Source organism: Paenibacillus sp. SSG-1 (genome assembly GCF_002224835.1).
Classification (GTDB): Bacteria; Bacillota; Bacilli; order Paenibacillales; family Paenibacillaceae; genus Paenibacillus_AQ; species Paenibacillus_AQ favisporus.
This window is the reverse complement of sequence record NZ_MBRK01000001.1, coordinates 2,787,651-2,812,319: the sequence shown is the minus strand read 5'-3', so window position 1 is coordinate 2,812,319 and position 24,669 is coordinate 2,787,651. Positions and strand designations below refer to the sequence as shown.

23 protein-coding genes, 1 pseudogene and 1 other annotated feature are annotated in these 24,669 nt (G+C 44.8%); of the genes and pseudogenes, 18 read left to right on the top strand and 6 right to left on the bottom strand.

Translation table 11 applies throughout. From position 1 onward, the window contains the following. Positions 1-30 precede the first annotated feature (30 nt). The 6 genes from BCV73_RS12960 (at position 31) to BCV73_RS12935 (ending at position 5,594) form a co-directional block, all read left to right on the top strand. Positions 31-891: a protein phosphatase 2C domain-containing protein gene (locus BCV73_RS12960; protein WP_089547412.1), complete on the top strand. Its 861-nt coding sequence runs from the start codon at positions 31-33 to the stop codon at positions 889-891. Positions 892-1,342: 451 nt separating this feature from the next. Further along, positions 1,343-2,029, top strand: a complete 687-nt coding sequence (locus tag BCV73_RS12955) for a DUF6199 family natural product biosynthesis protein (RefSeq protein ID WP_143811860.1) — start codon at positions 1,343-1,345, stop codon at positions 2,027-2,029. Positions 2,030-2,562: 533 nt separating this feature from the next. After that, complete coding sequence (locus BCV73_RS12950; RefSeq protein WP_089550234.1) at positions 2,563-3,048, top strand: GNAT family N-acetyltransferase; 486 nt, start codon at positions 2,563-2,565, stop codon at positions 3,046-3,048. A gap of 223 nt (positions 3,049-3,271) precedes the next feature. After that, on the top strand, positions 3,272-3,769 hold the full coding sequence (locus tag BCV73_RS12945) for an AAA family ATPase (RefSeq protein WP_089547410.1): 498 nt from the start codon (positions 3,272-3,274) through the stop codon (positions 3,767-3,769). A 614-nt stretch (positions 3,770-4,383) separates the two neighbouring features. Further along, entirely contained in the window at positions 4,384-4,767 is a 384-nt protein-coding gene (locus BCV73_RS12940) for a MerR family transcriptional regulator (protein ID WP_076165262.1), read from the top strand. Further along, entirely contained in the window at positions 4,764-5,594 is an 831-nt protein-coding gene (locus BCV73_RS12935; protein WP_089547409.1) for an SDR family oxidoreductase, read from the top strand. Before BCV73_RS12940 ends, BCV73_RS12935 begins: the two co-directional genes overlap by 4 nt. Before the next feature lie 77 nt (positions 5,595-5,671). Here the strand turns inward: BCV73_RS12935 and BCV73_RS34785 are convergent, their stop codons facing one another. Beyond that, complete coding sequence (locus tag BCV73_RS34785) at positions 5,672-5,788, bottom strand: beta-galactosidase (protein WP_143811859.1); 117 nt, start codon at positions 5,786-5,788, stop codon at positions 5,672-5,674. A gap of 150 nt (positions 5,789-5,938) precedes the next feature. Further along, positions 5,939-6,763: an AraC family transcriptional regulator gene (locus BCV73_RS12930; protein ID WP_089547408.1), complete on the bottom strand. Its 825-nt coding sequence runs from the start codon at positions 6,761-6,763 to the stop codon at positions 5,939-5,941. Between the two features lie 124 nt (positions 6,764-6,887). On the opposite strand from BCV73_RS12930, the gene BCV73_RS12925 reads away from it, so the two are divergent. The 4 genes from BCV73_RS12925 to BCV73_RS36205 are packed head-to-tail and all read left to right on the top strand — an operon-like array spanning position 6,888 to position 10,245. Continuing rightward, positions 6,888-8,702 (top strand): alpha-galactosidase, encoded by a 1,815-nt coding sequence (locus tag BCV73_RS12925; protein WP_089547407.1) that lies wholly within the window; start codon positions 6,888-6,890, stop codon positions 8,700-8,702. Positions 8,703-8,709: 7 nt separating this feature from the next. Continuing rightward, the gene (locus BCV73_RS12920; protein ID WP_089547406.1) at positions 8,710-9,465 is read left to right on the top strand and encodes a rhodanese-like domain-containing protein; all 756 of its coding nucleotides are present in this window, start codon (positions 8,710-8,712) and stop codon (positions 9,463-9,465) included. A 41-nt stretch (positions 9,466-9,506) separates the two neighbouring features. Beyond that, positions 9,507-9,767, top strand: a complete 261-nt coding sequence (locus BCV73_RS35040; protein WP_218828133.1) for a carbohydrate-binding protein — start codon at positions 9,507-9,509, stop codon at positions 9,765-9,767. Then, positions 9,652-10,245: a GNAT family N-acetyltransferase gene (locus BCV73_RS36205; protein WP_481855791.1), complete on the top strand. Its 594-nt coding sequence runs from the start codon at positions 9,652-9,654 to the stop codon at positions 10,243-10,245. Before BCV73_RS35040 ends, BCV73_RS36205 begins: the two co-directional genes overlap by 116 nt. A gap of 712 nt (positions 10,246-10,957) precedes the next feature. Here BCV73_RS36205 and BCV73_RS12910 read toward each other — a convergent pair. Genes BCV73_RS12910 through BCV73_RS12900 form a run of 3 tightly spaced genes read right to left on the bottom strand, consistent with a single transcriptional unit; the run spans position 10,958 to position 12,683 of the window. Next, positions 10,958-11,773 carry an alpha/beta hydrolase gene (locus BCV73_RS12910; RefSeq protein ID WP_089547404.1) on the bottom strand — a complete coding sequence of 272 codons (816 nt, stop codon included), beginning with the start codon at positions 11,771-11,773 and terminating at the stop codon, positions 10,958-10,960. A gap of 24 nt (positions 11,774-11,797) precedes the next feature. Continuing rightward, complete coding sequence (locus BCV73_RS12905) at positions 11,798-12,187, bottom strand: DUF6220 domain-containing protein (RefSeq protein ID WP_143811857.1); 390 nt, start codon at positions 12,185-12,187, stop codon at positions 11,798-11,800. Between the two features lie 19 nt (positions 12,188-12,206). Continuing rightward, complete coding sequence (locus BCV73_RS12900; protein ID WP_089547402.1) at positions 12,207-12,683, bottom strand: MarR family transcriptional regulator; 477 nt, start codon at positions 12,681-12,683, stop codon at positions 12,207-12,209. A gap of 689 nt (positions 12,684-13,372) precedes the next feature. Here BCV73_RS12900 and pyrE point away from each other — a divergent pair. The 8 genes and pseudogenes from pyrE to BCV73_RS12860 all read left to right on the top strand — a co-directional run bounded on the left by pyrE (position 13,373) and on the right by BCV73_RS12860 (position 23,280). Then, positions 13,373-13,915 (top strand): annotated as a pseudogene (pyrE, locus tag BCV73_RS12895) (orotate phosphoribosyltransferase). 227 nt (positions 13,916-14,142) lie between these two features. Next, positions 14,143-14,374 (top strand) — a binding site (T-box leader). Positions 14,375-14,540: 166 nt separating this feature from the next. Continuing rightward, complete coding sequence (locus BCV73_RS12890; protein ID WP_089547401.1) at positions 14,541-15,008, top strand: hypothetical protein; 468 nt, start codon at positions 14,541-14,543, stop codon at positions 15,006-15,008. 263 nt (positions 15,009-15,271) lie between these two features. Then, complete coding sequence (locus BCV73_RS12885; protein WP_089547400.1) at positions 15,272-16,012, top strand: hypothetical protein; 741 nt, start codon at positions 15,272-15,274, stop codon at positions 16,010-16,012. A 226-nt stretch (positions 16,013-16,238) separates the two neighbouring features. Further along, complete coding sequence (locus BCV73_RS12880) at positions 16,239-16,649, top strand: BlaI/MecI/CopY family transcriptional regulator (protein WP_089547399.1); 411 nt, start codon at positions 16,239-16,241, stop codon at positions 16,647-16,649. An 11-nt stretch (positions 16,650-16,660) separates the two neighbouring features. Beyond that, the gene (locus BCV73_RS12875; protein ID WP_256992839.1) at positions 16,661-18,520 is read left to right on the top strand and encodes a M56 family metallopeptidase; all 1,860 of its coding nucleotides are present in this window, start codon (positions 16,661-16,663) and stop codon (positions 18,518-18,520) included. A gap of 776 nt (positions 18,521-19,296) precedes the next feature. Continuing rightward, a complete protein-coding gene (locus BCV73_RS12870; RefSeq protein ID WP_256992838.1) occupies positions 19,297-22,011 on the top strand; it encodes an FIMAH domain-containing protein in 2,715 nt (904 codons plus the stop codon). Positions 22,012-22,400: 389 nt separating this feature from the next. Then, the gene (locus tag BCV73_RS12865) at positions 22,401-22,631 is read left to right on the top strand and encodes a hypothetical protein (RefSeq protein ID WP_143811856.1); all 231 of its coding nucleotides are present in this window, start codon (positions 22,401-22,403) and stop codon (positions 22,629-22,631) included. Positions 22,632-22,797: 166 nt separating this feature from the next. After that, positions 22,798-23,280, top strand: a complete 483-nt coding sequence (locus BCV73_RS12860) for a hypothetical protein (RefSeq protein WP_089550233.1) — start codon at positions 22,798-22,800, stop codon at positions 23,278-23,280. 303 nt (positions 23,281-23,583) lie between these two features. Here the strand turns inward: BCV73_RS12860 and xerS are convergent, their stop codons facing one another. After that, positions 23,584-24,654 (bottom strand): tyrosine recombinase XerS, encoded by a 1,071-nt coding sequence (gene xerS / locus BCV73_RS12855; protein ID WP_089547395.1) that lies wholly within the window; start codon positions 24,652-24,654, stop codon positions 23,584-23,586. Positions 24,655-24,669: the final 15 nt, after the last annotated feature.

Genomic DNA, 24,669 nt, shown 5'->3' with positions numbered 1-24,669 from the left:
ACGGATAGTACAAAACAATTTGAGTAAGGAGTGAACAACTTGTTTGTTACTTATGAGGAGATCACCAGGAAAGGCGTAGGGGTACTAAATGAGGATGCCATTATTACGAATCCAAAAGTAAATTTGTATGGAGCTTTGGACGGTGTATCTTCCTTGGTACCCTATCTAAACACCAAAAAGGAAACAGGCGGTTTTATTGCCGCGAATCTGGTAAAAAACTACTTCGAATCTGTTACTGATCCTAGAAGTTTAATGGACCACATGATTGAGGTGAATGATCTTCTTAGGGAACAAATGGTGTTCGCCAATATTGATCTGAGGAAAAAGGAAGAACTATGGGGAGCAGCATTGGCAATCGTTCGTATTCAGGATAATGGTGTGGAGTTTATACAGACAGGGGATTGCATGATTCTGGCTGTATATGAAGATGGGGAGGTTCGCCCATTAACATGGAAACAAGTTTCTCACTTAGAAGCTCCAGCATTCGCTAAATGGCAGGAAGGAATCAATAAAGGCTTAAATAGCCAGAAAGAGCTTCATGAAACCGTTATTGATACAATAAAAAAGAATCGATACCGCGCTAATACAGATGGTGGTTACGGCGTCTTAAATGGGGAAAAGGATGCAGTTCATTTTTTCGAATACGGAAAAATTAATCTGACGTGTTTAAAACATATCATTTTGTTGACTGATGGGATGTTTTTACCAACAAATATCGTGCCCGAACAGAGTTCGTATTGGAGCTTTGTTGCGCGAAGCATGTTGAATAAAGGTATAAAACTATATACTCAAGAATTAATAGAACTTGAAGAATGCGATCCTGAGTGTATTCAACATATCCGCTTTAAGAAATCGGACGACAAGACAGCAATGGTGATTAATTTTCATTAGCAGCTGCGCTAACGGGAAACGATAGCTCAATCATGACAAGAAAGGCAGCAGGTCAATTGACCAGCTGCCTTCATTGCACTAACGGGCAGTTATGCCGAATCCAGAAGTTGAGGTTAATGGTACAATTCGTTTAGAAGGATGCTGAGTTGAGTAATGAAACCAATTCTTAGTTGGGGTATTTATGTTTGTGCGATATTTCTTATGAGTTATTACTTTGTGGATATGAGTTTTGTAAAATCCATTCAGTTTTCCGCAATCATCACAATAATACATATTGTGATGATCCTCATTGATAAGTTATACAAAGGGTAGCAGAACAATTAGTCGTCAGTTGCCATAACCCTTTATGTTACGCTATCAGGAGACATTTATTTAAGATGGCAGCTGGCATGATGGTCAGAAGCAGAAAGGAGGAGCGCATATTTCTACCCGAGCGGTTTTATTCCGAAAAATGATAACACCTAGTTCTATTTTCTTCGTCTCCGTGCTCCTCGTGTCCGTCTTGACGGGCTTCTTTTCTAGACCCTATTTCACGGACCGCGTTTTCTACTTGAATGAGGATACATACAAATTTTCAAGGGAGAAAGAAAGTCTAGTCACCTATCATAGCAGCACAGCCGGTCCCATCCAAGTACGCACCGACGACGAGTTGCACCGCACTTTGTTCATCGGCGAGCAGTCCTATGTGATTGCGGATAAAAGCGTCCCTTACTCGACCAAGTTTCGCGTGACCTATCCGAACGGCCATGTCTACAGCTTCGAGGATAATAACGGCATGCTCTTGAGCTACGATGACAAAGGCAATATCGTCATGGTTATTCAGACGTACGTCAACGGCGAGCGGATCAAGGAGGAAGGGGAAGAAGATTTTCCGCCGTCGGCGCTCGTAAGCGCGGCTTACTCCGATTATCATGTCAAACGAGGCATGCCAGGGTTTCTGGTTCTTCCCCTCGGCTTGTTGATCTTTGGTTGGTGCAGCTTCCGGTACCAAGCCTTCCAGAATTTAATGTTCTGTCTATCTCCACAGCGGCTCATGTACGAGAACCCCGAACCGAGTGACTTCTACTATTTCATTAGCAAGGTCGGCGGCATTGTCGTAATGATCGGTTCGATTTTCGTCGCTTTCAAAGCTTATTAGGCGCATGTGGACCGTTGCGCCGGCTGCCGTCCATCCACCGAGCGGTGTATGTGCGGCTATTGGCGAACCAGCAATGGAAGAGTTGAGGAAACACTTTTTCTCCTGGGGGATAAGATAAATAGCTAGTTCATTTCGCTAACGGGAAACGATAGTTGAATAAACGACCAGGAGGAAGGAATGTGCGAAAAATGGCTTGAACCGGTTCTTAGCTAACGGGCGGCGTAGTGATAAATTACAAATTCTTGTAACAATACATGAAACAATACGAATCAAAATAATAATATAATATTTGTGTGAAATCGCTTTCGAAACGATGTGATACGGTATTCAAAAGAGAAGCATTCAGCTCACCAGCCTAGAGGAAGCACCTAAGATCCGGTAAGTTTTTAGGTGGAAACATGCAAGGAACTTTACAAGCGTGTCAACTGGCATGGGTTTGGATTAGGCAACTGGCTGTCGAAATGTCAGCATAGGTACGCTTGCAAAGGTAAATGTGTAAAGGAGGTTCTGCTTTGGGTAATGACTATACACCTATGGCATTCCAGTTGAAAACTGAACGACTCGAACTGAATATGTGGGAGGAATCCGATGCAGACTGGCTGAGGCATCTTATTCGTGAGCGTGGAGTGGACATGCCTACACTCGAAGCCACTCGAAGCCTAATCATCGATATGCGCAAGAAAGCACTCGAAAATGGGATTTCCCTGCTCACTATTCGCCGCCGTGACGAGGGCGATTTCATCGGATACTGTGGCCTTATTATCGGTCGTACTACACTTGAAGAGCCTGAGATCGCATACGAACTGTTCCGCAGTGCTCACGGTAAAGGCTATGCGACTGAAGCAGCGTCCGCGGTCTTGGGCGCCGCGATAGCCACCAAGCGCAGACGGCTCTGGTCTACTGTGGGTGCATGGAATGCTGCATCCTTCCGAGTTCTCGAAAAACTAGGCTTTGAGCGGCAACATAGTACCTGGAAAGAGAATGGAGAAGAAATTGTTTGGAACAAGCGTGAACTTTAGAGAGATGGACAATTTAGGGCTTTGCTGTGAAAAGACTAATCGTATCTCATTGATCTCATTGTTTTCACGTTGGCTTCACTAACGGGATTGTAAAAACAAGATCAAAGGGCCATCCCTCAAAGGATAGCCCCAAAACTTGCCGTTACAGACAGTGCGGTGAATCGTATCACAGTAAATCATTGTTTAATATATTGTGCTTATACAGTTGAATGGAGGGTCTGCCATGGGCATTAGGAATTATTTGATTGGAGGCGTTTCCGGCGCTGGCAAAACTACGGTCTGCAACGAATTGGAGCGGCGCGGCTACCATGCTATTCATGGTGACCGTGAATTGGCTTATCAAGGCGATCCGGAAACGGGTACCCCGACGGATGGCTTTAAACCCGAACACCACATTTGGCATGTTGATAAAGTAAAAGCATTGGTCGACAATCAGGATGAGGCGGTAACATTTTTCTGCGGTGGTTCGCGGAATTACCCCAAATTCATCAACCTCTTCGACGGCGTGTTTGTCCTTGAGGTCGACCTGGAAACCTCTCTCCGGCGGATTGATGAGCGAGTGGCGCTGGACCCAACTGACTGGGGTGGCAGACCAGAAGAACGGGAGATTAGTGCGCGCTTGCATCAAACGAAAGAAGGAGTTCCTACAAACGGGATTATAATCGACGCCACCGCACCGATTGCGCACGTCGTTGACGAAATCCTCCGTCAAATCGAGTAAATGAACGCCAACGACAGTAACTTACGGGCGCTCAAGGACAACCCAATACATCAGTGCACCCCGATACGAATAGCACCATCCACTTACGTAACGGGAAACGATAGCTCAATAAAGAATTTGAAGGCAGCCGGTTACTTAGATCGGCTGTCTTTTCTCAACTAATGGGTAGTTATCAGAATCAGGTGAAAAGGACCATTGATAAAGATGGGATCTCTACATTCGGTTATCAACGCGCTGGAAATCTAAGTTCAGATGAAAGGGAAAAACTAGGACAGTACAAAATCAAGCTGAGTGGGCACCAACTCGAGCTTTTGAAGTCATAATGAAAGGGTGTCCCAAAAGTAAACTTGGAACCTAATGTAGCCCAAGACAAGAACTTGTACCGATTACCGATTAGATAAGCATCAAACTACATTTCACTGCAATCATTCATAAAGCTAACGGGCAGTTTATCACAGCAAATATTACGGAACCGGACAACGTCCTGCGAATTATGACTAGACTAATTGCCATTCCCTAAGGGGCTCTTTTTTATTAAATCTTTTTTCTTGACCTTTACATTAATGTGAAGCTTTATAATTAAGCTAACGTTCCCAATCGATGAGGTGATCGTTTTGAAGATCGGAAAAGTAAGAAAAATAACTGGAGTTAGTGCCCGTTCGATTCGTTATTATGAGGAGAAAGGATTGATCAAAACATCTCGTCAAGAAAATAATTATAGAGAATATGACGAAAAGACAATCGAATCCATTAACACAATTCAACTTTATTTAGGATTAGGACTGACAACTGACCAAATTCGGGACATTATCTTCTGTAGATTTCCTGAGCAACAAGAGCATAAAGAGAAAGACGTCTATTGTGAGGAATTGCTGCTTATGTATCAGTCGAAAATGCACGAGATTGACCAACAATTAGATGCTTTAACCAAAGCGAAGTTCAATTTGGCTGAAAAAATCGATCAGATGGTGCAAAAACGGGAGGAGGATAATAAATGACGATATTAGTTGCTGGGGCAACGGGAACCGTAGGGCGGCATGTCGTGGATCAACTCCTTCAAAGGGGACAAAAGGTACGTGCATTGACACGTAATCCGCAGCAAGCCAATCTTCCTCATGGTGTAGAGGTTGTCGCGGGAGATTTAAGTGATCCAAGTACGCTAGTTTCTGCGTTGGTTGGCATCAGCGGCATGCATTTAATTACAACAGGTGCCGAATATGCCCCGTTACAAACAGGACCAGAAATCGTTGAGCTTGCTGAGAAGGCTGGGGTGCGAAGGGTTACAGTTTTGTGGAACGGAGAGAAGGGCCCTTTTGAGAAGGCGGTTGAGTCAAGCAGTTTGGAGTGGACTCAGCTTCAAGCTTTTGAATTTATGGCAAACGCACGGAAATGGGCGAACTCTATACGCTCCGAGGGGGTTGTTCGAGACCTGTTCGGAGGATCACGGATTGCTCCTGTTCATGAAGCCGATATTGGAAGAGTCGCAGCAGTTGCACTAACTGGGGAAGGTCATGCAGGTCAAATCTATACATTAACAGGGCCTGAGAGTTTATCGGTTCAAGATAAAGTTCGGATAATCAGTGAGGTTATTGGACGTGAAATTCAATTTATCGAAAGCTCTGAAGAAGAAGAACGTGAACAGATGAGGAAAATGGGTGTACAGGAGGATGCAATAGATTATGTGATTCGTTGGCACCTTAATCCGCCTAAATCTGCTTATACCGTTATGTCGACAGTGGAGAAAGTAACAGGACACAAACCGTATACGTTCGCAGAGTGGGTTAAGGAGAATGCAGAATTTTTTATCAATTCGGATAACGCTTGAATCTATTATTTTATTAGACAGACGTGTCAGAGCACACATCGCTGGTAGCGATACGTTCAACGATTCGTTCTGAATTGTTAAGCTAACGGGAAACGATAGCTCAGGCGGACTCCCGTATCCCGCATTAGCCTTGCATCCTGCTCCCACATCGACCGCTCCCAGTGCTGCGGATAATAGTCAACACTCATTCTCATTTCATATCCACCCCTATATCCCAATACTGTCACATTAAATTATAGAGCACGCTTTCATTGTGAACGATGGTTATCAAGTCATGGAATAGCACGAAATAGACACTAGTGTGCACAAAAAAATGACGCACCAATCGTGCGTCATTTACGTTTTCATTCGTAGTTATTTATGGACTGTTGATAGAAAACACGTTCTCTCCATTGCGTGGGGGTCATATTAAAGTGTTTTTTAAACTGCTTTGAAAATTCCATCTGATTGTCGTATCCGACACTATTGGCAACTTCTTTTATGGTCATGCTGCTCTTTTTGAGAGATTGCGAAGCCATCTCCATTTTAAGAGAAATAATAAATTGCTGCGTACTTATGCCGCAAATGCTTTTGAAGATGCGTGCCAGGTGACTGCGGTCTATGTTTAAAAAATGGGCAATTTCGGAAACGGCTATCCGTTTGTGCACATTGCTTCTTATATAGTTTTTGGCATAAGAGACATAGGTTTCTGCCGTATTCTCATCTTTCGTCAATAATTTGCCCTTCGTAAGCGCCGCGATAAACGGCCAAAAATGGCTCATGATCGTTTCATAGTCGGTCCAGCCTAAATCGATTATATTCTTCAGCGCGTTTCCGACGCCGTTATCATCATTGATGACGTGGTTCTCGTTCGAGAATCCTGTCACGGACATCATCTTCTCCGAGAAGCTGCCGTCAAACTCTATCCAGCGATACAGCCACGGATCATGGTCATCCGCTTTATAATAAGCCGTTTGTTTCGGATAGATCAGGAAAAACTGTCCCGCGTGTACTTGATAAACTTTTTTATTAATATGCAACTCGCCATGCCCGCTGTAAATGTAATGGATGAGATAGAAGTTACGCGCCGCGGGCCCGAAGGAATATCCGTTATCGCACTGCTGTTCCCCATATTGCATGGGATAAATATCGGATGAGATTAAAGGACTTTTAGCATAATAGAGTTTCATTGCATTCAGCTCCCGGAACTACTATATCACATTTCCCCATAATCACTCGATAAAAACACATTTATCTACTCCACTATTTATCCTATCATAACAATAAAAATGCAACTTGCGAGGAGGATTTCTTATGGAGAAAGTATCAGCTAAGGTTACATCAAGGACAGCGCCGGACAAGATCACGGATCCCGACTACATGTTTCCGGCTTTCTCGAACGGCAAGGTGCTTCTGAATAAAAAGCAAGGACGCCTCCCTGCCATGGGCTGGAACAGCTGGAATGCCTTCGGCAGCAAGAACAACGAGGCTCTCACAAAGACGATGGCGGACACGATCGTCGATTTGGGACTTGCGGAGTTGGGATACAAGTATGTCGTGCTTGATGACGGCTGCTATAAATCCGAACGCGTCAACGGATTGCTTTCTAACGAATCGATTAAATTTCCAAGCGGCTTTAAGGCGCTATCCGATTACATCCACGGCAAGGGACTTAAATTCGGTATGTACAACGATATAGGGACACATCTTTGCGCAGGCTCCGCGGTAGGCACTTGCGGCTTTGAGGATGTCGACACGAGGTCTTATATAGAATGGGGGGTTGACTTTATCAAGGTTGACAATTGCTACTACCTTTGGGATAACGCCACGTTCTCGGACTCTGCAAATGCCAAATATTCCTATGCCCCGAATATCAGAAGCATAACGGTTATGGGCGACAAACTGAATATTACTTTTAATGCGGTGAAGGACGGTGTGCTTCTAGGCCAGGGCGCATCCAAAAACAGTGGCGACTATGTAACAAACATCGGTACCTTCGATGGAACAAACGTGGGGACAACACCTGTGGGCGACCGCTGGGGAGAGCTGGCGTTTACCGTGAACGCGCCAGCTGGCGGAAACTACGCCATAACCGTCAATTACGCAAGCGGCGAGGAGAATGGCATGGGACGCTGGCTTCAGCTTGCGGTTGGAAGCGCAGAGAATGAAACCCGATATTTTGATGATTTGCTTCCCCTTACCGAAAGTACGGCTGCCTTTTCAGATTCGGAAGAAATAACGGTTTCCCTAAATGAGGGAGAAAACATCATCCGTCTTATGAACCATAGAAGGCAGGAAAATACCCTTAATTCCTATGCAGTTTTGCTGGAAGGCTTGAACAAGGTTGACCCTAACCATGATATTGTATTCTCCATCTGCGAATGGGGGAAAACGCAGCCGCAAAACTGGGGATATAAGGTTGGAGACTCCTGGCGCATTCTTAACGATATAACCTTCAGCGTCGGCTCCGATGGCAATCCGGGCTCCGCCGAATGGAGTTCAAACCATACCGCAAGCATAACCTCGCAATATAGCAAGGCGGTCATTATGGATGAGTTTGCCGGGCTTGATAAGGGGTGGAACGATCCCGATATGCTTGTCATCGGTATGAACGGGATCACGACGACCATGAGCAAAACGCATATGACGATGTGGTGCATGATGAATTCTCCGATTATGCTTGGAATGGATTTAAGACGGATTGCAAAGGGCGACGAGCTATGGAGGATTATTGCGAACAAAGAGGTCATCGCCTTGAATCAGGATCCCCTCGGTGTCCAGGCCAAAAGAATTTACTGCTCGATCGACTATGACAATCCCGATACGGCCTATATTGCGAATATCAACCGGGTTGATATTCTTGCTAAGCCTCTTGCGAACGGAGATATGGCCATATCCTTTATCAATCTCAGCGACTCGAAAGATACGAAAATGCACTCCGTTGATGTAAGCCGCATTATCGATTATCTTGGGCATAAAATGGTTGATGCTGAAAAATTCAAACATGCTACAAGCTATTGCCTAAAAGATTTATGGACAGGCGAGGTTACTACGAGGATATCAGAGACCTTTTCTGTTACAGGCATTGACGCCTATGACAATGTTACCCTAAGAGTTACCCCTGTATAGTAAGCTGATGATTGAGGATCTTGTTACTACCGAACAGTTTGTGACCATGGTCATTAGAAGCATAAAAGGCCATATAGAGCCAACGCGCGGCAGTTGGTCGTCAGGCTATATGGATTACGCGTTGTATAAGGGAATAATCGAGGACTATGATCTAACCAACATAAGCAAACCCATTGAGCGCCGTTCCGCTGCAAGAATCGTTCACGAGACCCTGCTGACAGAATTCGGAGAAAAAGACGAGCATGATTGGTCGGCGGCAGAATATCTTAGGGACTTGTATTCCTGCCGTACCTGCGTCATGCATATCGCGCAGATGTATGTAAAAGGTATAATGCACGGACGTGACCCGTACCTGTTCGATACAGCGGGCAGCTTAAATCGTGTGGAAGCCGAAGAAGTTGTTGCGAGAATGCTTGATAGGGAGCAGCGTATGCCTCACACAGGGGGCAGAGTATTTCAAAGTAAACATCTGACCCCCGATGAAGCATGGGAGCTTATGGTGAATGACCCTACGGCTATGCTAGTAGATGTGCGGACGAATGAGGATTATCGAACAGGGCATATCCGGGGAAGCATTTGTATACCGTTACAGGATATCTCCAATAACCCGTTCTCGGTATGCGTGCGAAAGGATACTCCATTAATCCTTTACTGTCAAATGGGGTATAAAAGTTCTATAGCGGCACAAGCCCTTATAGATGCAGGTTATAGCAGAGTTTATACGATTCCAGGAATAGAGCAGTATTCGTATCCTTTCATATAGGAGACCGGCTGCTTCCGCTGTCCTCATAATAGCCCCCGTCCTTGTTTCGAGGGAATAGCATGGCAGGCTTCGAGGGTGCGGGATATGTGATGGGCTACGGCACGAATGCCGACGCTAATACTCGCTTCGTTGTCAGCGTGCTTGACGATGGTATGTATGGCGGGACGATTCGTTACGCGTCCGGCTATGGCGCCATTCAGATTGATCACGACCGTAAGCCTTCTGCGGGATTATCCGTATCGAATACGAATGGGCAGTGGGAGGAAGCAACGCTGCGCATGTTCCTGCGAGCAGGAGCATGACTGGAGACGAGAGCCTTCCGAATCGCTGGCTATCCGCAGGGCAACATATGAAGATGTGGACGGTATTCGCTCCCTTTTTATCGACGCAGCGCAATGGATTCATTCGGTTCATGGCTTCTGGCAATGGCGTGTAGAAAGCTTCGAACGCGAGATTGTCGATGCATTTGTCCGTGATAATGAAGTGTTCGTCGCTGTTCTAAGGAATGAACTTGTCGGGTGTTTCTCCGCCCACTGGGTATACGAGGAAATATGGGGAGAGCAATTTCACGAGGACGCGGGGTATGTTCATCGGTTATGCGTCTCACGCAAACGGAAGGGTGAAGGAATTGGCCGTGAACTCATTCGCTACGCGGAAAGTTATGTTCGGGTCAATGGAAAAAGCCGGCTTCGTCTCGACTGTATGGCCGACAACCCAAGACTAAATTCATACTACGTAAATCTAGGATTCTGTCGGGGGACAAGAACTTGGTCCCATTGAAAGTCGCTTATGTAGCGGCTTTTTTGTTTTATCGGTACAAGTTCTTGTCCCGAGTCGAGGACAAGAACTTGTACCTTTTGCCGTAATGGACAAGAACATGTTCCGATTACCGATTAGATAAATATCTAACTGAATTTTAAAGCTATTCACTAGGCTAACGGGCAGGATTACGCAACAAAGTTCGAGAATACATCGTAGCATCCATTCTCCCATTCTAGCATTTGGACATTTCGACGGCACGTGAAATATTCCCAGGTTATACTTTTGGAACAAGAAGATGCTTGTAAATCCGTACCGAGGTGATGGGAATGAAAGAAACAGAGATTTCACAGAGCACGCCCAAGACGGGAGACTTGCTTGTCGTTTTTACAGCTGGGATCGGACTATTTCTGTCTACGCTAGATTCAGGCATGATTAATATTGCGTTGCCGACACTGTCGCAGACCTTTCATTACGGTAAATGCTTTTAATCCGGGGCAAATGCCGGTTTCGATGGTACACGGAAAAAAAATCTTCGGATTTTATCGGAGCGTTAAGGCACTTATCGAGGTGTGGAGGGCAAATCTGAGCAAGTAACCGACAATACACTGCTCAGCGGCAACTAACTAAATTGAACGTCCCTGTACCGGAGACCCTTCGGTGCCGGGACGTTTTTGCGTGATAGTTTTGGAGATTAATTATTAATTGGCCACCCTGGTCTGTACGGTTACTCTTATATCCGACAAAGGGAATTCCGCAAAGTTGTCGCCCATTCCTGAGGCATATCGAAAAAGGAAATGTGATGTCCCGGAAAGGTTACCATTTCACAGCCGAGCTTCTCGGCTAAGATGGGAACGGATCGTCCATAATATTTCTTTTTATCCAACGTCATCTTGCCTGCGGCAACAGCAATTTTCACCCTGTTTTGCCTAATCTTTTCGATATCGGGCATATAGTTAATGCTAGGGAGCATCTCTTGCCGGATTAAAAAGTGTTCATTGTTCGCTTCGGTTACCCGTTGCTGATAATCTTTCGGTACGGTCTTAAAAGCGCTGAAGGGTATGGACAGGGATAAATTAAATCTGAGGCTGGCTGCTTTAACACCAAATCGAAATGAGGTTCGATAGACATTCGCAAAAAACCTTTGCCACTTCTCGGAATCTGGCAGCAATTTGATGGAAGGCGGTTCGTGGACCACCATTGCTTTGACCACCTGCGGATATCTTGCCGCCATTTCCAGCGCGAAAACGGCACCTCCGCTATTTCCGAAAACATAAGCCGATGGATGACCGGCTGCTTCCAACACCGCAACGGCATCTCGTGCCTGTTGGCTGACCTCGAAATTTTGCGGGTCGTTCCGGGTGCTTCGTGAATTGCCGCGACGATCATATGTGATTACCTGGTATTCGTCGGCGAGAATATCAGCAACATAGGTATAAAATCCGGCATCCCCGTTCCCTCCCGGTATCATGAGAAGTGGTTCACCTTCTCCCCGTACTTCGTAATAGAGCTCGTCACCCTCGGTTTTTACGTATCCCGACTTTACCATGAAAGAACCCCCCCAGTATTTGAGTTATCTACGTTTCAAAAATGGATATGAACTTCGTGCCAATGCTAGTGCTCCCCAAAACAAGGCAAGTGCCAGGACAGGATGAAGCGCGCCGCCGAATCCATGCGCCGTATAGTATTGAACATTAAAAAGAAGGAATAAACCGAGACTCCCCCAGATCATCCTCCAGGATAGCTTCCCAATCATACCAAGGACAAAGAGGAATACCGAAATGTATTCAAACATATGAATGAACGTTCGGTGCCACTCCCATGCTTCCGAATGACCGAACAACGCCATCCCAGCCAGATACACTTGTATCACGATACAAATGACCAATATCAAAGATAGCAGGGAGAAAGCCACTCTGCAGACCATTAGCCGCTTAGGCTCTGTTTGATTGCCTTCTGCCACCAAGTTCAAGCTCCTTTCATCAGATGTAATTTTCCAAGCCCATTCTTTTTAGCTCATCGGCGATTTGATCGTAGATTTTGTGCAGCATGCGGATCATATCATCCTTCTCAGCTTCGCTTAACGGACTGAAAAACTCGCTGTCTTTTTCGATTCTCGTCTCATGCATCTTCTCATGATCCCGATAAATTTCCCTTCCGATATCTGTAAGCTTAAAATAGATCTCCTTTTTATTTCCAGGTTTTTGGTAACTCTCGATCGCCCCGATCTCGATTAATCGTTTGGTCACCTTACTGATGGCACCTCGGGTGACTTGAAAAGCCTTTGCCAATTTGGAAACATTTGTATCCTGCATTTTCTCGATGAAATCGATGCAGTGAACTTCCATGAATGTGTTTTCGCGCATGAACTTGTAGTTTTTTTCTTCCATCTTTTTGAGCAGGTTATGTCTTTCCGAAACACGATTAAAAATACGGCTTAATTCTTCATCAGTAGACATCGTTCACCTCAATATTGTTGACTTAGGAAACAATAAAATATTAATGCATATTGTTTCCTAAGTCAACAATATTTTTAAGCATGGCAGCATTATCAGGTAAATTAAGCTAACGGGCAGGATAACTTAATCGATTCACGAATATGAAAATATAGAGTTGTACTCAAAGCTCCCATGATCTATGAGATAGCAAGGATCAAGTAGTTATTTTTCGATTCATAACATATCGTTTGTCGCTGTACATATCGATTCGAGAGAGGGGTAGGAGTCTAATGAAGTACGCAAAACACGGCAGAACAGTCCCGCATTACGTACGGCGCAATGAAACTGGGAGGGGGTTTTGATTTTTGTTCAATTTAAGATCTGTCGAGGGACAAGATCCATGGTCCCATTGAAGTCGCTAATTTGGTCATAACCCTGTCAAGTAGACAGTAAAAAAAGACAAGAATTAAGTTGCGACCGTTTCACGGTATTCTACCGGGGAACGGTCGTTTAATTTTTCTGGAATCGGTTGTGTTTATAGAACAGAATATATTCGCTCACTTGCTGTTCAATCTCCGCCTTGTTTGCTGCCTGACGACAAGAACAATCTAACATCCATGCAATCTCATTAAGCTAACGGGCAGTATAGTTTTAAATCAATCATGCAAAATTGTGGTAAAATAAAGAAAATTTTTAAGGCTGGTGAAGTTGTGGAAAGAGAATTGTTAGCCAAGCAGGTTTACGAAACAGCACACTTAACAGGAAGCTTTAAATTAAGATCTGGAAAGGAATCAAACGACTATTTTGATAAATACCTGTTTGAGTCTAACCCTGTCTTACTCAACGAAATAGCTGAGCATCTGTCTAAGTGAATCCCTCCAGGCACCGAGGTTATGGCAGGGATTGAAATGGGCGGTATTCCAGTCGCAACTGCACTATCTTTAAAGACAGGTATACCAGCGGCATTCGTTCGAAAAAAAGCAAAAGAATATGGAACATGCAAGCTTGCAGAAGGCATTGAGGTAGAAGGAAAAACTGTTTGTATCATCGAGGATGTCGTTACAACAGGAGGACAGATCCTCTTAAGTGCGACTGATTTGCGTAACGCTGGAGCCAATGTTGTGAGCGTCCTTTGTGTAATTGAAAGGGAACAACAAGGAAGAAACAATCTTGAAAGTGACGGTCTTAATTTCTACTCCTTATTTAAGATGGAGGAGCTCCTTGAGGCTTCTGCAGCAAGCAACTTAACGTAAATTTATGACTTACTTATATAAGAGCTGTCGAACAATTTAGGCAGCTTTTTGTTCAATAAGCTATCGGGAAACGATACCTCATTAAAAACAAGAAGCCAGCCGATCACTTTGACCGGCTGGCTTTGTTCAACTAACGGGCAGGATAGTTCAATTATATGTTCATTGTTGTTGATTAAATTATTTACAGAATATTCCGATGATCTTATATTGAGCTTAATTCAAAGTTTTCAAATGCGACGAAGAGGACAAGTAGATCCGGAAACGCCGTTCAGAGAACTGACGGGTGGTGCGAGGCAGTGGGATCCCGAATCAAAAAATCGCCTCTGAGCAGGCCTCCGAAATAATAGTAGACGGGCCCGGGATTCTACCGTTACAAAGAAGCATCGTTGTTAGACGATGGCTAAGAGGACGTTTTATGTAAACGTCAATCAGGGTGGTAACGCGATTGGTTTCCTTCACCTGTCGAGGGACAAGAACATAGTCCGATTACCGATTAGATAAGTATCTAACTGGGTTTCCATGCAAATTCATTAAGCTAACGGGCAGGTTAGTATAATTTCCTTGTGAAAACAAGTGGAACATAATGTATTCATTTTACGTCTGCCATATTAAAGGGAGGGATTCGATGCCTCGAAAAATTCTGCCGATTGTTTTCTCTATCGTAATGTTATTGAGTGCTTGCAGGTCAAATGAAAGCTCTTCGGAACCACAAATGGGTAATATTCCTCCTCAGCCAGAAGTCAACGTTAATGGAGAATCCATTCGGGTGTATCAAAGCTCATACTGTTGGGGAAACACTTGTGCCGATTATATAGGTCCAGAAGAAATGCTTAGGGATAAGGAAAAAGAAACAGTACTTGCGAATGCAACTATTAAGTTTAGATTTGAAGGAAAACAGCCAACTGAGATAAGCCTTTCCAAATATCATAATGGCGCACATTCTCAAGAAACAATAAATGAGAACTCCTTCCATGCTCCTGAAGAAAAAGGTGCTTATTACTATTCTCTTTCTGCAACTTGGCTAAAAGATAAGGAAAAGAGAATTTCTGAAGGTAGTTCAAGCTACGTATTTGTAATCGAAGTGCAAGATTAATTTGTTATTGTCGTTAAAGTGGCACTGTTTTCCAATCAAAAATTAAACTAACGGGACACGATAGCTCAATAAATAAACTAAACACGGTTGGTCCCCTTATAAGTCGCTTAGACTAGCGGCTTTTTTTGTATTTAACGAAAACTAAATAAATTTCTGCACAAACCGTATTGACATTAATTAACTACAATTGTAGTATTAATTTGCAACTACAACTGTAGTTTGTAAAAATAAAAAATTTAATTATAGGAGAGGAGCATTACCAAGTGAAAGCAGCAACGAAAGTAGCAATCGCGACACTAAGCAGCATTTTATTAATGGGTTCTTCCGTCAGCCTCGCGGCGAAGACGCAATCCTCCGAGAAAGTCCAAGAAGCCGCTGTTAAAAAAACGGCCGAAGCAGCTAAGACTATATCTGCAGAGGAGAAAAAGTTTATCGAAAATGAGATCCAAAGAGTGAAGAAGTTGAGCCAAGAGTCTGGCGATATGTATGTCTTGTATTATAAATACCCCCAATTAAATAGCGGATTTGATATTAGTTATTGGGGAGGGATACATGAATTCACAACATACGAGGACTACTTGAAAAAAGCCTCTACCCTGAAGGGATCGATCTTGAAGCAGCCTGCGAACCTGCCAAAAGGATACAAGTTCTTAACAGCAGTCATTGAAGCTCCGATCGAAGGAAAGTTCGTTGATGAAGTAAGGGCCGAAGGTAAGAAGAGCGGAAAGCCCATCTATGTGAAAAAGATCGACTGGAAAGAGGCGGCAACGATCGGACTTAAATATACGAACGGAAAAGACACGCTGGGCTTTTCCAAGTATTCGGTAGATTCAAAGGGAAACATGAAGAAAGGCTTTTATAACGATACGCTGCCGGCACACGTCTTTCCAAAATACGTCTTTTGGAATGATGGCGGCAAATTCGAATACAGCATTTCAACCTCATCTGTGGATATGCCCAGGAAACAGAAGATTGAAATTTTAAAAGCAGCCGTGAAAAAATAACATATTAATTCAGCTATAGGTTTTCTCGAACAGGTGCTCCAAAATACGATTACATGGGTTCTTTTGGAGATCGTCATGACCGCAGACGTGCGAAACATTTTTGTGTGTAACAAAAACGAGAATATTACGCTCTCACATACAAGTTGACATTACTAAACTACAATTGTAGCATGTGTATTGTAACTACATATGTAGTTTGAGTACATTGACTTTGGAGGTTTCATGCATGAATCAAATACCACCGATTACGGATGCAGAACTGGAAGTTATGCGTGTATTATGGGCCAATCGCGACTGCCCTTCCAGCGAGGTCGTAAAGCAAATGACGGATCGAATGGGGTGGAGCCCCAATACGACCCGGACGCTCCTAACTCGTCTGGTGCAGAAGGAAGCAGCGGGTGCGAAACTGGAAAAGGGTTCAAAGCGCACCCAACTATTTTTTCCGATCATCAGCGAGCAGGAGTATCTGCAGTCCGAAACCAAATCCTTCATGAAAAAACTCTATGGGGGAGCTTTAAAGCCGATGCTGGCTAACTTTCTGCAGGATAAGAAACTAAATGCACAAGAAATCGAGGATCTAAAGGCTTTGTTTGACGAAAACCGCAGCGACGGGGAAACAGAAAAGAGAGAGCCCTGATGAGTCTTACATTGCTTGAGAATGTATCGTCTTTTTTCGGCTGGGTGATTCGCGGATCGTTCATGGCCTTCATCCTGATTGTACTTGTCCTGATCCTGCAGTTTCTATTGAGAAACAAGATTGGAGCCAGATGGAAATATTGGCTTTGGCTTCCCGTGGCCATTCGCCTGCTGCTCCCTTGGGCCCCGGAATCCTCGCTTAGCCTATACAATGTTTTGTCCCTGGAGGCCATAGCGCCCGGTATTCATCAACAAACTCAAGCTTCATCGGGTTGGAAGGAAGCGGGGAGAATAAGCGAGGCAACAGTTCATGTTGAGCGCTCTACAAACCCGGAAGCAAGCGGAACTTCGGAAGTACCTGTATTTGAATCGGGACCTGTGCAGGAGGGCGTATTTTGGTGGAATGGGTTCAAGCAAATAGGCTTCGCCAATACGCTGATGTCGGTCTGGCTGGCAGGCGTGCTGCTTTTTTCGGCGAAAACGGTATGCGACCAGCTTCGATTGAAACAAGCTCTGCGCACGGGTCGAAAAATAGATACGCCTCTTCTATCGGCCGTATTTCACGAGACGAAACAGCAAATAGGCGTAAAGCGTAACGTGCATTTTGTGGCCAGCGAGCGAATTCCCGGACCTGCCGTGGTCGGTTTTCGCAATCCGGCGATCGTTATTTCGCCCAGTCTGCTCATTACGCTGAAAAAAGATCAACTTCAATATATTCTGGCGCATGAGTTCGCGCATATTCAGCGGCGGGACGTCGCCGTGAACTGGTTGATGCATATCATCCTGATCATTCATTGGTTTAATCCGTTATTATGGCTAGCCGTACGTAAAGCAAGACAGGATCAGGAGATGGCCTGCGATGCATTTGCCTTGAATCGGATGAGCCCGCAGCAAAACAATGCATACGGACAAACGATCATCCATGTGTTGGAGCATTATTCAGGAAACCAACGCCAACCGGGGCTTGCCGGCTTGTCCGCCACACATAAACAAATGAAAAGGAGACTTACGATGATTAAACATTTTCACAAAAAATCATACCGCCTGTCCATTCTGGCTATGGGGATGATTATTGCGCTTGGCAGCGTGACATTGGTTAATGCTAAGGAAAGCGATTCAGGGAGCGTAACACCGAAGGCTCCCGTGCAATCGGAACAGGATTCAAAAGCTGTTGTGAATCATGTGCCGGATATGATCTATCCCGAGGGAAATATAGACCGCGAGCTATACAAGACAGAACTGGAAAAGGCGCAAAATAAAGCAGTAGCTGCAGCCAAGGCTCTAACTCCAGAGGAAAAAAAGTATATCGAAGATGAGACCAATAGAGTGAAGAAACTTAGTGAAGAGACAGGCGATATGTACGTTCTGTATCATAAATATAAGGACCCTAACAGTGGATTCGACCTAAGTTATTGGGGAGGGATAGAAACATTCTCCGCTTACGAGGACTACTTGAAAAGTGCTGCTACGCTCGAGGGCTCCATTCTGAAGCAGCCCGCCAACTTGCCGGAGGGATATAAGTTTTCCAAAGCAAGAATTGAAGGTCCAACCGAAGGAAAATTCCTTGATGAAGTAAGGGCCGAAGGCAAGAAGAGCGGTAAACCCGTCTATGCGAAAAAGATAGACTGGAAAGAGGCGGCAACCATCCGTCTTGAATATACGAACGGGAAAGATACGCTGGCCATTTCGAAATATACGTTGGACTCAGAAGGAAGCAAGAAAAAAGGTTTCTTTGAGGATGAATTACCGGCACATATCTATCCAAAATACGTTTTTTGGCATGAAGGTGGCTTCGAATACAGCATTTCAACCACATGGGATATGTCCAAGGATCAGAAGGTCGAAATTCTGAAAGAAGCGGTGCAGAAGTAATATTTTGAGCAAGCTTCGATCTTGCGCGGGAAAGCCCATGCAGTCTGGAAATTGGATTGCATGGGTTATTTTATAATGCTGTTCGAGTTATGTCGAGGGACAAGAACATAGAAAGTCGCTAATTTAGCGGCTTTTTTGTCTTATCGGTACAAGTTCTTGTCCCGAGCCCAGGACAAGAACTTGTACCGATTGCCGTAATGGACAAGAACATGAGCCGATTACCGATTAGAGAAGTATCTAACTATATCACCTACGACAGTACATTCATACGTTTATGTATTTTCTACCCATTTAGCATTTTCCACACAATATTTTCCTCTTTATAGATTCATGCGCAGGGTTAGGTAATTGTCAGCAGCAGAAAATCAACAGCCTATGGAAATATGTAGCTTTACTAAAAAGTAAAGCAGTTTTTATACTAAAGAGCCTACGAAGTCTGATGCTCGCTTGGAGTTGGTGAATTGCACAATAAACTAACCAACCACAGAGCGAATGACCGTAATGGCAATAAAATGAGGATCATGGTGATAGCAATCGTGATGGCCGTGATCAAGAGGGGGGGATTGAGCAGTAACCTGGCATCGATCGAGTTTTACGTATGATCTTTACTGTACCAGGCAAAGGAACTAGAGCATGAGCAGTTTTAAAGATGTATAGTCCCATCCTTTGACGAATCAATTTAAAGCGCTTTCAATAATCATAAGAAACGGGGGATTACATTAATGTCAAAAAGGATTGTTTACGCAAAAAGAAGCGCTATATCCATTCTTTCACTCATGTTGGTTATGGTATCGCAATGGTGGATCGCGGCTCCGGCAGATGCACGAGTGGACAAAGCGTTCGGAGAGCCGTTCTCCATCGGTTCCCCGATTGAGAACGTAGCTGTTTTTGACGCGGCTTTCGGAAACGAAGATGGCCGAGATGTCATGTATACGACTGTAACTGGCAAGCCGGCCATATTCCAGGTGGTAGATCTGGTGAGCAGGGAGGTGCTGCGCAAATTCACGCTTGAAGGAACCGAAAGCTCCTGGACGCATATCACTCTGCCGGACGGTACGGTCTATATTGGCGGTAACGGTAAGCTGTATACGTATTCGCCTGTAACGAAGGGGCTGCGCGACCTGGGCGGGATTGGAGAAAGTGTCGTATACGGACTGACGTATGACGAACAGGGCCGGGTATATTTTGGTTCTTATCCAAATGCAAAGGTTGGACGCTACGATCCCTCCACCGGCGAGATGAAGGATTACGGCAACGTAATGCCTGGTCAAAGTTATACCCGGGCCACAGCCTATCATAATGGATATCTGTATGCAGGTATCGGTATTCAGGGAAGCCTTGTAAAGGTGAACGTGGACACGGGGGAAAAGGAACAAATTCCGCTGCCGACATATGGTGGTGCGGTGGAGACTGCGCAAGTGTATCAGCTTGATGCAGCAGGTAAGTATATCGTAGCTGGCCTGAGCGGAGGGAATAACGCTCTGCTGTTCTATGACACGGAAGCCGGGGATTGGAGTGATACCTACTTTTTGGACAATAAGGGAATTCGATTATCGTTTGGCGAGCCGGGCAGCAACAAAGTATATTTCGTACAGAACAACCGGTTGATGGAGCTCGATCTCATCACAATGGACGCGGTCGACACCGGAATCGAATATACCACCTACCTTCGCAATACCGCGTGGGTCGAGATGACGAACGATCCGGAGCTCCCGGGAAAATCGCTGGCTACCGTCATGTGGTCGGGAGCGGTGGCTTACATGAATATGGAGACGAAGAAGGTCAAGTCGGTTACCTACCCGTTCTCCGGTAATCCGATTCCGATTCAGACGCTGGAGAAAGGGCCGGACGGCAAGCTGTACATGAGCGGTTATCCGGGTGGGAAAGGGGCTTCATATTCCCCGATTTCCGGTGAAATTGAAACCTTCTCTTTAGGACAGGCGGAAGGCATGGCTGCACTCGGTGACAAAATGTACTTCGGTCTTTATCCGGGAGGTTACATCCGGGAGCTGGATGTGAACCAGCCGATTCAGGATGGAGTCAATCCGAAGGAGATATATAAAATTCCTCACGAGGACAGACCGTTCGCCATGACGTCTGGCGAAGGTAAGCTGTTTATTGGCACGATTCCGGACTACGGAGAACTCGGCGGCTCGCTGACCGTATATGATCCGTCACGCGGTCCTGAACAAGGATTTACTGTCTATGAAGACTTTGTACACAACCAGTCGATCGTCGGCCTTGCCGTCCACAACGGAAAGCTTTACGGTTCGACTACCATAGCTGGCGGCCTTGGAATCGATCCGACGGAAACAGCGGCCAAAATATTTGTATGGGATATCGCCAGTGGAAGGAAGCTTCAAGAATTCATTCCCGCCATCCCGGGTGCATCCGTTCAACCTAACATGATTGGTGGACTAAGTATCGGTCCTGACGGATTGCTCTGGGCAGCGGCGGATGGAACGATCTTCGCCATGGATCCGGAGACAATGGATATCGTGAAAAGCGCCAATATTTATCCGTCCGTATCCAATTATGGAAGATGGCGTCCGGTTCACATCCGGTGGAGCGAAGACGGCTACATGTTCACGACGCTTGCGGGCAGGATAACCGTAGTTGATCCAAAAGATCCCGAAGCTGCGGTCACGCTCTCGTCAACGCAATTGATGACACTTGGCGAAGACGGGCATATCTATTATTCAGATGATACATTACTTAAAAAAATCGAAGTGACGAAGGGAAGCGGAGCTGTTCACATCCCGATCGAGCTCCCTCTATTGAACAGAAGCTTTGACCAGCCTCTTGATTCCGGCGTGATCCCGGGCTGGAGCTCCTTGTTTAAAATAACGCCAAACGTGTCTTTTGGGCAGAGTGATGAGCAGACCGTAAGCGGGCCGAGTAGCCTGAAGATAACGGATACTTCCACGACGGAAACGGTCGCGGTCGCATCCGATTCCGTTCCCGTGAAACCGGGTACGGCGTATTCGGCGAGATTCCATGTTTACTTGCAGGAAGGACGTACCCTCGCTTCATTGAATTACTATGATGCCAACCATAAGCAAGTCGGCGGGACTTCGCTTCAAATTACCGCAGGAAACGGAAAATGGCAGCAGCTTGAGATGAGCACCGTTGCTCCGGAGAATGCAGCTTACGTCAGGCTGGTCTTTTTCTGTTCCCAGTTATGGATGACGAAGGCGTATTATGATGATGCATCCATAACCTATATGGAGACGGTCACGCCGGATCAGCTGCCGGAATTAATCGAATCTCGAATCGATCAAGGTGAGATACAATACCCGCTGTCGAAGCAGCTTTCTAATGCAATTCGTCAAGCACTGTTTCACTATGGAGAGGGCCGCCTCGAACAAGCGGTTCATCAGTTGGAGAATGCATTGAAGCATCTGGATCGTTCGGGGGAAGGAAACATCGAGGAAGGAACCCGGATATACGTTCAAAGCGTAATTCGCGCGTTCATCCAATCATGGCGTTAAATAGATAAACGGATCAATTATCGTTGATCTAATGAAGAGAGCTGGAATTCACCCTTCCATGCTCTCTTTTTTGTACGAGCTCAGTTGGCATTCAACTAACGGGTAACGGGCAATTTATAGCGGACAGAATGTTATGCGCAAGCCATTGAAAAGCAGCAGAAGAAGGTGTCGGAGGACAAAAACATTGTCCCGAGTCGAGGACAAGAACTTGTACCGATTGCCGGTATGGACAAGAACATAGTCCGATTACCGATTAGATGAATATCTAAGTAATCCCAATGCTACTTCCATTAAGCTAACGGGCAGGATATTTGACTTGATGTTAAAATGTAAGTAAAAAACGCATTAATGATAGTAATCACAAATGAAGTAAAGGATTGTGGCAAAAGTTGAAGAAAAGATTTTCGACTGAAAAAGCAGAATGGTCTGATACAAGAGAAAAACAGTATCGAAAAGACTGTTTAGATATCGTATTTCAGTTCGGTGATATACTAAAAAAGATAGATGATAAAGTGTTTTTGATAAGAAACGGTAAACAAATCGAGATATTGAAACCAGATAAACAAAAATCATTTTGGTATGAAACTTGGTTAAAAATAAAGGATTACTACGGAGTATAATCTTTTAGCTTCGTATTTACTGTTTCGGGAAACTATAGCTGAATAAACTACCAGGAAGAAGCTGCCGATGCTATTAGGCAGCTTCATTACGTGAACGGGCAGGATAAGTGAGGAAGGGTTGCGGATATTAAGTAAGATTGAGTTATTATCGGTAGAGGTGATTCTATTGAAAGTTGAGCTTAGAGAGCACGCAGAAAAAGTTTTAACTCATTTATTTATTGGAAGTCAATTGGATGGTGTTAAGTTCGGTCTAAGTCCCGCTACGCTTTTAATACGCTTTGAACACTACGAGGACAATTCTCCGGATCAACTTTGGCTTAATATTGAGTCGAAATGGGATCTATACCCCAAAAACACCAATGACTTTCCTGATTCTGAAGGCGAAATGAGGGAGCTTTCAGAAGAAGATGAGTATAAAATGATTTTTGAATTACGCAGAGAGAAAGTGACAAATATAAAGCTTGGCAAGCTTGTCCCTCACCTATATATTAAGTTTGAGTCAGGGCAGACGCTTTTTGTTAATGGGCACCATGAAAAATATGAGTGCTGGCAAGCAGGAGATGGCTCAGAATACACTGGAAATGAGTGGCTTGTAGTTGCTACTCCTGGAGATGGCATCTCCACGTGGGCACCCGAGTCATTCAACTAACGGGGAACATTAGTTCAATAAGAAAATTGCAGTTGCCTAAAACCTTCAATCTCTGTTGAGAGGGGAAGGTTTTTTTGTTAGATCATAAAGCTATTCCTTGGCTTAAAGAACTATCTTATAAAGCATGCTTTTTGGAACAGCTGAGAAAACAGAACACAGCAGAGAGAAAATGAAGATCGGATACGGCCGGGTTTTAGCGAGGATTGCAGATATATGTACAAAATACGAGTTTTGTGAAAAAGCACCAAAGAAACGGTCGGATGACGGCCAATTTTTCTACTTTTATATATTCACACTACTTCATCACTTATCCATATTGTTAACGGCTTTTCTCATCTCTTCATCCGTTAAATGTGTATAGATCATCGTCGTCTGGATCGATGAATGCCCCAACTGGTTCTTCAGCCTCGGCACATCGTTGTTCTCCAGGTGGTAGCGGGTTGCGAAGGAATGTCTCAAGGAATGCACTGTTAGCGCTGGTTTACCAAACGCTGCAGCGTATTTTTCGATCAGCTTTTCAATCGATCTTGGCGTTAACCGCCGGCTTTTGCCTTTGCGGCCGATTGGCGCTGCTATAAATAAGTAATTTTCCGATTTTTCCGGTACATATCGCGTTTCCCGGATTTTTAAGTAGCTTTCCAGGTCTAATAAGGCTTGCTGGCTAAAATATACATATTGTTCCTTGTTGCCTTTGCGCAGTACGCGCACTTGGCCTTTATTCATATCCAAATCCTCAATATTGATTCCCGCTACCTCGGATAAACGCAGTCCTGACCCGAGGATCAGCGATACGATGGCCGTATCCCGCTCACGGTTAAATTCGTGGAACCGGACCATACGTTTGTTGCTTTTGTTCAGCTCACCGAAATCATGTGCCACAAACTGCCGGAACTTCTCAAAATCGTCTTCACGTAAAATTTTGCCCTCAATGCGGTTCGCCACAGTTTCTTGGCTTTCCTTAATGGAATTAAAGTCGATCTTAGCCATCACATTTCGTTGAATATACGGCTTGAGGTCCGACGTTTCAGCCTTGTTTTGCAGGTAATCAAACAACGACTTTAAGGCCGACAATTTCCGGTTGATCGTGTATTTGTTGTTGCCCAGCTGATACTCCAGAAATGATAGAAAATTTTCGACTTCGCGCACGGTTAGTGATTCCAGAACATTCAATTCAATGTCTTTGCGATCATCCCCAGCCAGTTTCTCAGCCACAAGCCAATCAAAAAAAATAAGGTAATCGTGGCAGTAATTCAGCAGCGTCGTGTGCGACAGCTTGCGTTTGCGGCTATCGATGTATTCGGTCACGTACCAAGGAAGCTCCGCACATTTATCGTCAACGCGTTTCATGTAATGCAGCTTCGTGTTTTTATCCATTTATTGCTAAACCTC